The following is an 11878-nucleotide window of genomic DNA, read 5'->3' on the forward strand; positions in this document are numbered from 1 at the left end:
AGGGAGGCCGAGGCCTCCCTTTTCCATGCCTGCGATTACAGCGACAGCGGCGTCATCAGCGTGGCGATGCCCAGTCCGATGAACAGCGCGGCGGCGATCGCATGCATCAGCTTCTGCGGCAGTTTTTTCGCCGCCACCTCGCCTAGCAGCACCGCTGGCACATTGGCGATCATCATGCCCAGCGTAGTGCCGGCCACCACCATATAGAGTTGTTCGGGGAAGCGCGCCGATAGCGCCACGGTGGCGATCTGGGTTTTGTCGCCCATCTCTGCGATGAAGAAGGCGATCACGGTGGTGCCGAAAATGCCGAAGCGTTCGCGTAGCGCGTCGGTTTCATCCAGCTTGTCAGGTATCAGCATCCATACCGCCATGGCGACGAAGGACAGGCCCAGGCCCCAGCGCATGAGGTCGGGTCCGACCTGGTTCATCAGCCATTGGCCGACGGCGGCGGCGGCGAAGTGGTTGACCAGCGTCGATACGAAAATGCCGAAGATGATGGGAACGGGCTTCTTGAAGCGGGAGGCGAGCAGCAGGGCCAGCAATTGGGTCTTGTCGCCGATCTCGGCCAAGGCCACCACGCCGGTGGAAATCATGAAGGCTTGCATGGGAACTCCAGGGGCCGCGGACACGCCATGACAAGCCTGCGCCGCGGCCCCGCTGTGCGCAAACATGTCATGGGTCTTGCCAAACGGAAGATCGTCGCAGCGGCCATGGCGAATGCCAAGTATGTTGACCGGTGCCGGCGCTGTCGCGCGCCGAGGCTACTCCCCCAGAACGGAAGCGATTGTAGGGGAATCGTTCGGCGCGGGCAAGCGCGGCGCCGATTTCGACGCCGCCGGTGGCTGCGCTTCTAGTCCAGCTGAGAGGTGCAGCAGGGGCAACGGGTGGCCTTTTCCGGGATGGCGGACAGGCAGTAGCGGCATTCCTTGGTGGCGGGCGCGGCAGGGGTGGGCGCGGCTTCTTCGCGCTTCAGCCGGTTGATGGCCTTGACCAGCATGAAGATGGCGAAGGCGACGATGGTGAAGCTGACCAGCGAGTTGATGAACAAGCCCAGGTTCAGCGTGGTGGCGCCGGCCTGCTTGGCGGCGGCAACCGAGACGTAGGGGCCGGCCTGCTTGGCGCCGTCCTTCAGTACGAAGAACAAGTTGGAGAAGTCGACATTGCCTATCAGCAGGCCGATGGGTGGCATGATCACATCGTCTACCAGCGACTTGACAATGGAGCCGAATGCGCCGCCGATGACGACGCCGACGGCGAGATCGATCACATTGCCCTTGACGGCGAATTCCTTGAATTCTTTCAGAACAGACATGGCTTTTCCTTTTATTTGATAGTGATTATTTTAACTGTTAATGCATATTTTTGGCAAAGCTACTGGGTTTGAACTTGCGGCGCCTGCCGGTCCGGCAGGGTGCCCAGCAGCGCGCCGCCCAGGATGAGCAGGATGGCGACGGCAGCCTGCGGATTGAGCGCGCCCTGTCCGCTGGCGGTCAACAGCAGGGTGGAAAGCAGCGGGGTGGCGTAGGAAAGCGAGCCTATCTGCCGGGGATCGCCAAATCTGAGCGCGCGCTCCCACAGGAAGAAAGCGCCGCCCATCGGGCCTAAGCCCAGAAGAACCAGCGTCGTCCATTGCATGGCGCTGGGTTGCGCCGCGGGCTCGAACAGCGCGTGGCACAACAGGGACAGCAGGCCGGATGCCAGGCAGAAGCCGCCCATCGCGCTGCCGGAAAAAGCGGGCAGGCGGCCGAGGAGCAGGCTGAAGGTCGACCAGACCACGGCGGCGGAGATCGCCAGCAGGTAGCCCGGCAGGTACTGCTGAGACAGGGCGAGCTTGCCGCCGGTGACGATCAGTCCGGCGCCGATGAAGCCCAGAATGCCGCCGATGATGTGGCGGCGCATCAATCGGGTGCCGGGGCGCAGCAGCGGTGACAGCATCACGATCAGCAGCGGCCACAGATAGTTGAGCAGGTTGGCTTCAAGCGCAGGCGCCAGCCGGAAGGCGAAAAACAGCAGGAAGTGGTAGCCGAACAGGCCGTAGATGCCGGCCAGCAGGGTGCGCGGCGGAACTTTCCAATCGCGGATGCGGTGGATGGACAGCAGGCTGCCGACGCACAGGCTGACGCCGACGACGAGAAAGGGCGGCAGGCTGCGGGTCAGCGCGCCCAGCGTGGCCAGAGATGCCCACAGCAGGATGGCGCCGATGGCGAGCGGTATCGGTTTGTTCAACATCGTTTCTCCGGTGGATGGAGACGATTGTAAAAGGGAAACGCGAAACGAAAAAGCCGCAGCGTGAGCTGCGGCTTATCGTATTCTGGCTCCCCGAGCAGGGCTCGAACCTGCGACCTGCGGATTAACAGTCCGTCGCTCTACCAACTGAGCTATCAGGGAACAAAACTTTGAATTGGGCGCCGTGAGGCGGTGTGGCTCCCCGAGCAGGGCTCGAACCTGCGACCTGCGGATTAACAGTCCGTCGCTCTACCAACTGAGCTATCAGGGAACAAATGCACTCGAATTTGAGCCACAGAAGTGGTGGCTCCCCGAGCAGGGCTCGAACCTGCGACCTGCGGATTAACAGTCCGTCGCTCTACCAACTGAGCTATCAGGGAATTGAGTGAGGGCGAACTATATACGGAGCCTGTCAGCCTTGTCAATGCCTGCCGCGGTAAAAAATACGGCGGCGGATGGGCGGACTGGGAGAGGGTATCTTAGGTGTTTGTTATGCAATGATATTTCATTGGTCATGCCGGAGGCCGCTGGCGATGGGATGGCCGTTGGCGGTAAGATCGGCTATCGAAATCAATGCGGAGTCGACGGAACATGAATGCATTTTGGGATGAATGGTTGAGACAAAAGGGCGTGGTTCGCAGCGAAAATGGCCAGGTGCCGTTGGCGTCCCATCTGGAGCAGGTAGCCGCTGTGGAAAAGGGTTCGATATTGGCCCCGCTGGAAAACTTCGTATTGATCCGGGTGGAGGGCGAGGACGCCGCCGCATTTTTGCAGGGGCAGTTGTCGAATGATATTCGTGATGTGACGCCGGGCTGCGCGCAGTACAGCACCTATTCCACCGCAAAGGGGCGCATGCTGGCGAGTTTTCTGATCTGGCAGCATGAGGGCGCTTATTGCCTGATGGTTTCCGCGGATATCGCTGAGGCCGTTGCCAAAAGACTCGCCATGTTTGTGTTGCGTTCCAAGGTGAAGGTGACGCTGGATCGAGATTGGTCGTTATTGGGGATGTCCGGCATTTTGGCCAGGGATGCGTTGCAAAAACATTTCCCTAGCTTGGGCTCGCTGGAAAAATTGCAGGTGGAAGCGCGATCTGAAGCCGCTTTGGTGGTCTTGCCGAATGGAGGCTATCTGTTGGCGCTGAAAGATGGCAGTGGACTCGGAGAGGATATCGCTGGCACGGAAGGCCTGCAGCCGGTACTGGCGCAAGCATGGGCATTGCGGGATATTCAGGCTGGAATCGCCTGGGTGGCGCAGGCGACGCAGGAACAGTTTGTGCCTCAAATGGCGAATATGGAATTGATTGGCGCGGTCAACTTCAAGAAGGGGTGCTACCCGGGGCAGGAAATCGTCGCGCGCAGCCAGTATCTAGGCAAGATGAAGCGCAGGATGTTCAAGGTAACATTTGGTACTGCATTGTCGGTTGGGGACAAGCTTTATAGTCCGCAATTGCCAGATCAGTCGATAGGCATGCTGGCGGCGGTATGTCAGGTGAACGATTCCACTTATCTGGGTTTGGCCGTGGCGCAATCGCAGACGTGGGAAGCTGGCATATTTGCCGATGAGGAACATACTATTGGGCTGTTCCGGTTGGAATTGCCGTATGCAATCGAATCCGTGACAGAATAATGGGTAATCCATTTTCCTTTTAATCCTTGACTTGCGCCATTTCGATTAGCTACATTACATCCTGTAAATCGTTAAACCAATAATCAAGGGAACATGTCATGGATCTGTCGAAGCTGGAATTCACCGCACTGGTCGCACTGAAGGCTGACGTAGAAAACGAAATCAAGCGTCGCGAAGTGGAAGAAAAGTCCAAGGCCAAAAAGCAGATTATCGAACTGGCCCGCGCCTATGGCTTGAGCGTGGAAGACGTGTTGAGCAAGGCCGTCGCAGTGCGCAAGCCGGTGGAAGCCAAGTATCGCCACCCCAGCGACAGCAGCCTGACGTGGACCGGCCGTGGCCGCAAGCCGGCTTGGGTTCAGGCCTGGATCGACAGCGGCAAAAAGCTGGAAGCTCTGGCTATCTAAGCTTGAACTCATATAAAGAAAGCGCCGACTCGGCGCTTTTTTTTTCTACTCTTCTTTCTTGCCCGGCAGCGGCAAACATAGCTGCTTGCTATAAATAGTGATGGCAGCCTGCGCAGACGGAGCATCGCTTGGCGTAGGGCCTAAACGGTACTGGACAAGAGCATGCTGGATTTCTTCGCAAGGGGATCCAAGGGCAAGCAAGATCCCTTGGCCAACGCATCATCGGCGAAAGCCTATGCGGAAAAACTGAAACAAGAGTTCGGCGCCGGCGCGCACGACAAGGTGACCGAATTGCTGGCGGGCTTGAACTCGCCTTCTTTGGAGCTGTCCGCGGATCAGTTGGAAGCGGTATTGGTTTTGAATGAGGAGACACAGCCGCTGCACGATACGCTATGCGTGCAATATCTGATGAATGCTCGCATGCCCAAGGTGCTGGAAGCCCAGTTGCGCGCGCAAATCCTGAATTATGGCAAGCAGTTTACCGATTTTTACCAATATGCATTGCCAGTGCAACCTGATAACCCTAATGGCGTAAAGGTGCAGGGGCATTTGCCGCTGGTTCTGGCGCGGATGTCCTATTACCTTGCTGAGTATGCAAAATGGCAATACGTAAGAAACTATCAGCCAGATGAAGTATTCTGGCTGAATGTAAATCAGCTCTACCGTTTTGCTGAACAGCGCGGCTGGGATAGCCGGCCGGTATTCCTGTTTGGTGAGAAAAACGCCGCAACCACGGCGCAGGATCAGTATCTGGCGCTGCATATGATGTCGGTGCTAAGCAATGGCAATCTAAATGCCAAGCAGATGAATTTCTCTTATGAGCTGCTTGCCTTGCTCAGCAACCGGATGACCATCAGTCAATCGTATTTCGCCGATGCCAGTTTTTGCGTATCCCTGGCCGACCCCAAGCCTGCCGCGCGGGTGAAGGGGGAGGGCGGAGAATGGATGCGTTACTGGAATACGGCGGAGCTGGTGGAAATCCTGCATGGCTGGACGATCATGATGGAGGCGGGGCGCATTCCCCCCGAGTTGAAACGTTTGATCGAACCGGGCATTGACGCTTCTTTGCTGCGCGCTTTGACCCGGGAATGGTCGGCCAAGCCGGTGCTATTCGAGCGAGCGGAGCGGGTAGCGGTCAGCGACCGGCAGGTGGAGGTCGCGCATCGCCTGCATCTGCTGCACAAGCTGATCCGCAGGCCGGACGAAGAGCAGATGCAGAGTCAGCGGGGCGTGGATAAGGACAGCTACGAGGACGCCGCCAATATCCGCATCTATGGCTTCGTCACCAGCCGCAAACGGGATAAGACGCTGTCGCCGTCACCCGCGACCAGTTCGTTGTCGTTGTCCGGAGAAACCGCGGAGGCGGCCCTGCCTCAGGAGTTTCAGCGTTGGTCATTGGAGAACGTCAGCCAGACGGGTTTGGGCGTGTCGCTGGATGTGATGGGAAACGAGTGGGTCAACCTGGGCAGCCTGATCGGCTTTCGCGAGCCGGAGCAGGAGTCCTGGAGCCTGGGCATCATCCGCCGGGTCAAGCGCACTGGCCGGGAGCGTATCTACCTGGGGGTGGAAACGCTCAGCACGCGGCCGCTGGCGGCGTCGCTGCGGCCAACCGATACCCGTTTGATCGACCCCACGCTGCCGCCGGACCAGGTCTGGCTGGCTGGCCACATCAGTCTGTTCATGCCATACCGGCGCGGCGGCAAGGTGATCAACGCATTGATCCTGCCCTTGTCGCTATACATGCTGGGCAAGCAGTTTTACATGACTGCGCGGGGCAAGCATTTTCAGATCGCGCTGGGCAAGGTGCTGGAAAAGGGCAGCGATTGGTGCATGGCCGAGGTGGAGCTGGTGAAAACGCTGGACAAGCTTCCCGTGGCGATGTGAGCGGAGCAATGCATGAAAAAAGCCGGCAATCGCCGGCTTTTTTCATGCGGAAAGTGGCTTACTCGCCGTGGGCAAGGTCATTGAGCACCGCGTAGATCGGGCTGAGCGCGGACTCACCCAGACGCAGGCTGCGTTGGCCGTTCCAGCCGAAATCATCGTCGGGCAGGTTGTGGTTGTCCTTGAACGGCATTTCCAGCGTGAAGGCGAGGCAGCCGAATTGCTCGCAAACCCAGTTGGTTGCGATGCTCATGTTGGCTTTACCGGCCTCGTTGCGCGGGTAGCCGTGCTCGGTCTGGAAATCGGGGCTGGCCAGCAGGAAATGGTGTCGGAAGCTGTCGGCGAGCTTTTCCAGTTTGGCATTCCACGACGGCACGCCTTCGGTGCCGGCCAGGAATACATAAGGAATGTTTTCATCGCCGTGGATGTCTAGGAACAGATCCACGCCGGTTTCCAGCATTTTCTGGCGCACCACCAGCACTTCCGGGCTGGTTTCCGCGCTGGGGTTCGCCCACTCGCGGTTCAAGTTGGCGCCGGCGGCGTTGGTGCGCAGATTGCCCAGCACCGAGCCGTCCGGATTCATGTTCGGCACCACGTAGAAGGTGGCGCGGTCCAGCAGCGCGCGGCTGGTGGGGTCTTGCGGATCGAGCAGGCGGTTGAGGAAACCCTCGACAAACCATTCCGCCATGGTTTCGCCCGGATGCTGGCGCGCGGTGATCCAGATCTTCAGGTCCGACTCCACCTCGTGGCCGATGGTCAGCAGGTTCATGTCGCGGTCCTGCACGGTGGAGCCTAGGTCGGATACCTGGCACAGGCCGGAGCCTTGGGCCTGGCCGATCAGGTTCAGGTGCTGGTCGTAGGTGTAGGGCTCGAAGTAGGCGTAGTAGATGCTGCCCGACAGCGGCACGTGTTCGATCACCATCACGCCGTCTTCGTAGTGGGTGGGCACGCGGAACCAGTTGACGCGGTCGTAGGAGGCCATCGCCTGGTAGTCCACCCAGCCCTGCGGGTAAGCGCATTCGGCGGCGTTGAGGAAGCGGAAGGTGCAGTGTTGATAGGCAGCACCTTGCACGCGGAAGTAGAACCACTGAGCGAAGTCGGCCGCGTTGTCGCGGCGGATGCGCAGTTGGATGTCTTCAAGGCTGTCGGCGGAGACGATCTCGATGCTGCCGGCGTCGAAGTTGCTGCTGATTTTCATGCGGGGGAACCTGTCGTGCTTGCTCAATCTGGTAAAACGGGATTGTACCGCCGCAGCGTGGGGCGCGCACCCGTTAATGCGAAAACCCCGCCGTGAGGGCGGGGTTGCGGCGAAGGGCGCTGCCCCTCGGGCCTCAGACGGTGGCGCCGCGCTTGGAGGAGTTCTTCACCGCGTCGGCGGTGGCGCTGGTGGCGGCCTTGACGCTGCTGTCGGTGAACTCGGCCACTTGTTGGGCGGCCTTGCTGAAGGTGTTGACCGCGGCGGCGGCGGCGGCTACCGAGGTTTTCACCGCGTTCAGCGTGGCGTCGGAGCCGGCGGGCGCGTTCTTGGCCACGGATTCGATCGAGCTGATCAGCGATTTGTTGAACAGGCCTACGCTCTCCTCAACCAGCTTGCTCAGCTCGCTTTGCGTGCCGGAGACCACTTCGTACAGATCGCGAGAATGGTTGACGAGCTTGTCGATGGACTGGGTGGCCAGCTTGTTCAGGTGGTTGATCGCTTCCTGGGAGTCCTTGAATTCGGTCAGTTGTCTGGCGGCCTTGGTATGGTCTTCCAGCGACTGCTTGGACGCTTCCAGTTGCAATTTGACCAGGCGCTCAGTGCTGTCCAGCGCGATCTGGGCGAAGCGCAGGGTGGACTCGAGGCCGGTCAGGGAGAGCTTGTTCAGCTGTTCGTTGTTGTAGGACATGGTGTAAAACCTCCATTGCGTGGAAAATGGGGTCCGACTGTGTTCCGTTGAAGTGGTATTGTGCGCCGCACAATGACGCGTAAATGTAGCACAAGGGGCAAAGGGGTGGTAGAAGATTTGCTCTAGTTTGTTGTATTTATGTTAGATTGCCAGCGCACAACACCACGAAGATAAACCAGGAGCGATAAATGAGTGTTGAGAAACGGGTCATCAAGAAGTACCCGAACCGCCGTCTGTACGATACCGCCACCAGTTCCTACATCACTTTGGGTGATGTCAAACAGTTGGTTCTGGACAATGTCGACATCCAGGTGGTGGATGCCAAGACTCAAGAAGACATCACCCGCAGCGTGTTGCTGCAGATCATTCTGGAAGAGGAAAACGGCGGCATGCCGATGTTCAGCTATGAGGTGCTGACTCAGTTCATCCGCTACTACGGCCAGGCGATGCAGGGCATGATGGGGCCTTTCCTGGAGAAGAATCTCCAGCTTTTTTCGCAGCTGCAGCAAAAAATGCAGGAGCAGACCCGCGCGATGTATGGCGACAACGCGATGCTGAACACCACGATGTGGGGCGAGTTCATGAAGCTGCAGGGGCCGGCAATCCAGAACATGATGGCCAACTACATGGAGCAGAGCACCGGCATGTTCCTGGAGATGCAAAACCGCATGCAGGAGCAGACCAAACAGCTGTTCGGCGGATTCGGTTTCCCGGGCTATCCGGGTTCGGAGGACAAGGACAAATCCTGAGCGGCGAAAGCGGCAGGGATCATGAAGGGCCGGGGACGGAAACGCTCCGGCCTTGTTTTTTGCTTGTGTTTTGACGGCCGGGGAAAGCGAACATGACGGTTGAAGACGAGCGCCTGCGGCGAGCGCAGCGGCTGCACTTGTCCGGCGACGCGGAGGCGGCGGAATCAGCCTACCGCGATCTGCTGGACGATGAGGCTCAGGGCGCCGCCGCCAGGCATTGGCTGGGCTTCCTGCTGATGCAGCGGGACCGCGCGGATGACGCGCTGCCCTTGCTGGAGCGGGCGGTGGCGGCGGATGGCGGCCATGCCGAGTGGCATTTCAATCTGGGGCTGGCCCGCGCGCGGATGGGGCTGGACCAGGAGGCGGTGAGCGCGCTGAGCGAGGCCGCCCGGCTCGACCCGGCCCGCTATTTTTACTGGACCAATCTGGGCGCGCAGCTGTTGCGGGCCGGCCGGGACGCCGAGGCCGAGCAAGCGTTGTGCCATGCGGTGTCGCTGAACCAGCATTGCCCGGACGCCTTCCATCTGCTGACCGGCATGCTGCTGCGGCTGGGACGCCACGGCGAGGCCCGGCGCTGCAACGCCTTGGGCGTGCTGGCCGAGCCGCCCGGGGCGATGGCGCCGATCGCGGTGGGGCAGGCATTGTGCGAACTGGGGCGGCATGAGGAGGCGAGGGCGCTGGCTCAGGACTGGCTGCGGGAGCGGGGCGACAGCCCGGTGGCCCGGCACATGCTGGCGGCGTTCGGCGGGGGAGAAGCACCGGATTCCTGCGACGCTGAATACGTCGGCAGCGCCTTCGACGCCGCGGCGGCCAGCTTCGATCAGGATCTGGCGCGCTTGCGTTATCAGGGTCCGCAATGGACGGCGGCTTGCCTGTCCCGGCTGGGCATCGCGGCGCATTCGCTGCCCGCGCTGGACCTGGGATGCGGCACCGGGCTGGTCGGCGAGGCTGCGCGGCCTTACGCCAGCCGGCTCGATGGCGTGGATCTGAGCGTCGGCATGCTGGAGCGGGCCAGGGCCAAGGGAATATACGACAGCCTGGATGAGCGGGAGCTGCGTGACTTTCTCCGGACAGGGGGTGGGACTTACCAGCTGATCGTCTGCATGGACACGCTGCCTTATCTGGGTGATCTGGACCAGCTGTTCATGCTGTTGGCCGCGCGTGCGGCGCCGGGCGGCCTGCTGCTGTTCTGCACCGAAAGCCTGGACGACGGCGAGGCCGGCGATTTCCGGCTGCATCACAGCGGCCGCTACCGCCACCATGTCCGTTATCTGGACCGTTTGCTGCAAGAAGGTTGGGAGGTGCTGGAAAGAACGCGGATGCCGGTCAGGGACGAGTCCGGCTGCCCGGTGTGGGGCGACTTCGTCTGCGCGCGAAAACGCTAGGCGTTACGAGTGATTCGAAACAAACTACCATGGTATTTAAATGGTATTTGTAATTAATTCATATTGATCAATTGCTCTATTTTGGATATTCATAAAGTCATCGCCATGCGTAGACGAGTGGCATCGTTTGCGCGTGTTTTTCGTCAATCTCATGAAGGATGACCGCGATGCGCGCCAAAAACACGCTTTCCCTGCTGTTGCTGCTTTCGCTTTCCCCTTTGGCACACGCCCTGGGCAAGACCCCGGGCACTTATACCAACTACCGCTTCCCCGCCACCGCGTCGGCTGGCATGGATGCCGTTGATTTCACCATCAAGGTGGACCGCGATCCAGGCTATTCCGCCAATGTGTACTGGGCCAACCAGTTCGATCTGGTCGGCACGTCCGGCGCTTATACCGGCATGCAGAGCAATGGCGGCGGCAAGCGCACCTTCCTGTTTTCCGCCTGGGACACCACCGACGCCAAAGCAGGCAGCGTCGGCAGTTACTGCACCACGTTCTCCGGCGAAGGCACCGGCCGCAGCTGCCGCATCCACGTGGACTGGACGCAGGGGCACAGCTATCGCTTCCACGTCGCTTACGAGGCTGGCGGCTGGCTGGGGGTGACCGTCACCGATCAGACCAGCGGCGCGTCGTTCAAGCTGGGCAGCATCAAGACCGCGGCGAGCAAGATCTCGCCGCACAATATGGTCAACTGGGCCGAATACTTCGAGTGGAACAGCAACCGCGCCACTTGCCTGGGCCAGCCCTATAGCAAGGCGACATTCGGCGTGCCGTCCGGCTTCGTCGCCGGCAGACTGGTGCCGGCCAGCATCAGCGGCACCTCGGTCAGCGACGCCTGCCCGGTTTTTTCCAAGGTCACGGCCTACAGCCAGAGCAGCGCGCAGGAAAACGGCATCGGCAACAGCACCCGAGGGCCGATCGCTAATGGCAGCCAGTGCCTGGATGCCAGCGGCGGCGCGAGCGAGGGCGCGGCGGCTATTACTTATGGTTGCCACGGCGGCGGCAACCAGGCCTGGGTGCATGCGAAGGATGGCTCGCTGCAGCTGAAGGACAATTACTGCCTGGAAGAGCATGGCAGCGGCGTCGACATTCGCAGCTGCAGCGGGACATCCGCCTGGACGCGCAGCGGCAGCGCGATACGCAGCGCCAAGAGCGGCTTGTGCCTGAGCGCCAATCGTTCCGGGCAGCCGGTCAGCCTGCTGCAGTGCGGCGGCACGGCCAATCAGAGCTGGAGCTTGCCGACGCGCTGACGGACGCGACGCCGATCCGGCCGAGTCTGGCCGGATTCTCTTCTTTGGGGCGGGGGATGGCCGCGGCGGCATGTTTGACACCCCTCTGTTTCTTCAGATAAGTTTTGCCCTTCGGCAATCCACCCACCCATAGGCGAACCATGACTGCCCTTTACGCCTCGGATCAGAGAGTGACCCGAGCGCGCTCCGCGCAATCGCTAGCGATGAAGCATTGTTCGGAGCCTGATACGGAAGCTTGAGCTTCCACTCATTCATCGCCACGCAGATTGAGCGCTTCCCGCCAGGGGAGGCGGCATGGCGCGTGGCGATCGATATCAACAGGGCCGCGGATGATGATTCATCCGCGGCCCTGATCGTTTCCGCCGTCCTCTCAACGATGGCGTTCTTCCAAGCGAGCCGGGTCAAACCGGCTCGCTTTTTTCATTTCCGCGTGAATTCGCAACTAACTTGAATTGTGTTTCAGAAAGG

At 60.3% G+C, this 11878-nt stretch carries 12 protein-coding genes and 3 tRNA genes; 7 read left to right on the forward strand and 8 right to left on the reverse strand.

The genetic code is table 11. From position 1 onward, the window contains the following. Positions 1–35: 35 nt before the first annotated feature. From LQR33_RS04770 to LQR33_RS04795, 6 genes are all read right to left on the reverse strand, one after another. Positions 36–605: a TMEM165/GDT1 family protein gene (locus LQR33_RS04770; protein ID WP_221665963.1), complete on the reverse strand. Its 570-nt coding sequence runs from the start codon at positions 603–605 to the stop codon at positions 36–38. A 245-nt stretch (positions 606–850) separates the two neighbouring features. Continuing rightward, the gene (mscL, locus tag LQR33_RS04775; RefSeq protein ID WP_231467803.1) at positions 851–1312 is read right to left on the reverse strand and encodes a large conductance mechanosensitive channel protein MscL; all 462 of its coding nucleotides are present in this window, start codon (positions 1310–1312) and stop codon (positions 851–853) included. A 59-nt stretch (positions 1313–1371) separates the two neighbouring features. Beyond that, positions 1372–2229: a DMT family transporter gene (locus LQR33_RS04780; protein WP_166438891.1), complete on the reverse strand. Its 858-nt coding sequence runs from the start codon at positions 2227–2229 to the stop codon at positions 1372–1374. 83 nt (positions 2230–2312) lie between these two features. Then, positions 2313–2388, reverse strand: a tRNA-Asn gene (locus tag LQR33_RS04785). Between the two features lie 33 nt (positions 2389–2421). After that, positions 2422–2497 (reverse strand) — tRNA-Asn (locus LQR33_RS04790). A 33-nt stretch (positions 2498–2530) separates the two neighbouring features. After that, positions 2531–2606: transfer RNA gene (locus LQR33_RS04795), tRNA-Asn, on the reverse strand. 211 nt (positions 2607–2817) lie between these two features. Between LQR33_RS04795 and ygfZ the strand changes: the two genes are divergently transcribed. From ygfZ to LQR33_RS04810, 3 genes are all read left to right on the forward strand, one after another. Beyond that, positions 2818–3852, forward strand: a complete 1035-nt coding sequence (gene ygfZ, locus LQR33_RS04800) for a CAF17-like 4Fe-4S cluster assembly/insertion protein YgfZ (RefSeq protein ID WP_231467805.1) — start codon at positions 2818–2820, stop codon at positions 3850–3852. Positions 3853–3950: 98 nt separating this feature from the next. Beyond that, complete coding sequence (locus tag LQR33_RS04805) at positions 3951–4256, forward strand: H-NS histone family protein (RefSeq protein ID WP_166438889.1); 306 nt, start codon at positions 3951–3953, stop codon at positions 4254–4256. Positions 4257–4418: 162 nt separating this feature from the next. Beyond that, entirely contained in the window at positions 4419–6140 is a 1722-nt protein-coding gene (locus LQR33_RS04810) for a hypothetical protein (protein WP_166438888.1), read from the forward strand. Positions 6141–6198: 58 nt separating this feature from the next. Here the strand turns inward: LQR33_RS04810 and LQR33_RS04815 are convergent, their stop codons facing one another. Both LQR33_RS04815 and LQR33_RS04820 read right to left on the reverse strand, forming a co-directional pair. Further along, a complete protein-coding gene (locus LQR33_RS04815; RefSeq protein ID WP_166438887.1) occupies positions 6199–7335 on the reverse strand; it encodes a M14 family metallopeptidase in 1137 nt (378 codons plus the stop codon). A 133-nt stretch (positions 7336–7468) separates the two neighbouring features. After that, entirely contained in the window at positions 7469–8023 is a 555-nt protein-coding gene (locus LQR33_RS04820) for a phasin family protein (protein WP_166438886.1), read from the reverse strand. 188 nt (positions 8024–8211) lie between these two features. Between LQR33_RS04820 and phaR the strand changes: the two genes are divergently transcribed. The 4 genes from phaR to LQR33_RS04840 all read left to right on the forward strand — a co-directional run bounded on the left by phaR (position 8212) and on the right by LQR33_RS04840 (position 11861). Continuing rightward, positions 8212–8772, forward strand: a complete 561-nt coding sequence (gene phaR, locus LQR33_RS04825; protein ID WP_021477065.1) for a polyhydroxyalkanoate synthesis repressor PhaR — start codon at positions 8212–8214, stop codon at positions 8770–8772. Positions 8773–8864: 92 nt separating this feature from the next. After that, positions 8865–10157, forward strand: coding sequence for a methyltransferase domain-containing protein (locus tag LQR33_RS04830; protein WP_231467807.1), 1293 nt, complete (start codon positions 8865–8867; stop codon positions 10155–10157). A 167-nt stretch (positions 10158–10324) separates the two neighbouring features. Next, complete coding sequence (locus LQR33_RS04835; RefSeq protein WP_231178688.1) at positions 10325–11410, forward strand: RICIN domain-containing protein; 1086 nt, start codon at positions 10325–10327, stop codon at positions 11408–11410. 235 nt (positions 11411–11645) lie between these two features. Beyond that, entirely contained in the window at positions 11646–11861 is a 216-nt protein-coding gene (locus tag LQR33_RS04840) for a hypothetical protein (RefSeq protein ID WP_021477069.1), read from the forward strand. Positions 11862–11878: the final 17 nt, after the last annotated feature.

Origin of the sequence: Chromobacterium piscinae (genome assembly GCF_021129175.1) — a bacterium.
In the GTDB taxonomy this organism is placed as follows: domain Bacteria; phylum Pseudomonadota; class Gammaproteobacteria; order Burkholderiales; family Chromobacteriaceae; genus Chromobacterium; species Chromobacterium piscinae.

What these genes read in the sequence shown, in the direction of transcription:
- LQR33_RS04770 (WP_221665963.1), bottom strand. Translation starts at nt 605, where the DNA reads ATGCAAGCCTTCATGATTTCCACCGGCGTGGTGGCCTTGGCCGAGATC.
- mscL (WP_231467803.1), bottom strand. Translation starts at nt 1,312, where the DNA reads ATGTCTGTTCTGAAAGAATTCAAGGAATTCGCCGTCAAGGGCAATGTG.
- LQR33_RS04780 (WP_166438891.1), bottom strand. Translation starts at nt 2,229, where the DNA reads ATGTTGAACAAACCGATACCGCTCGCCATCGGCGCCATCCTGCTGTGG.
- ygfZ (WP_231467805.1), top strand. Translation starts at nt 2,818, where the DNA reads ATGAATGCATTTTGGGATGAATGGTTGAGACAAAAGGGCGTGGTTCGC.
- LQR33_RS04805 (WP_166438889.1), top strand. Translation starts at nt 3,951, where the DNA reads ATGGATCTGTCGAAGCTGGAATTCACCGCACTGGTCGCACTGAAGGCT.
- LQR33_RS04810 (WP_166438888.1), top strand. Translation starts at nt 4,419, where the DNA reads ATGCTGGATTTCTTCGCAAGGGGATCCAAGGGCAAGCAAGATCCCTTG.
- LQR33_RS04815 (WP_166438887.1), bottom strand. Translation starts at nt 7,335, where the DNA reads ATGAAAATCAGCAGCAACTTCGACGCCGGCAGCATCGAGATCGTCTCC.
- LQR33_RS04820 (WP_166438886.1), bottom strand. Translation starts at nt 8,023, where the DNA reads ATGTCCTACAACAACGAACAGCTGAACAAGCTCTCCCTGACCGGCCTC.
- phaR (WP_021477065.1), top strand. Translation starts at nt 8,212, where the DNA reads ATGAGTGTTGAGAAACGGGTCATCAAGAAGTACCCGAACCGCCGTCTG.
- LQR33_RS04830 (WP_231467807.1), top strand. Translation starts at nt 8,865, where the DNA reads ATGACGGTTGAAGACGAGCGCCTGCGGCGAGCGCAGCGGCTGCACTTG.
- LQR33_RS04835 (WP_231178688.1), top strand. Translation starts at nt 10,325, where the DNA reads ATGCGCGCCAAAAACACGCTTTCCCTGCTGTTGCTGCTTTCGCTTTCC.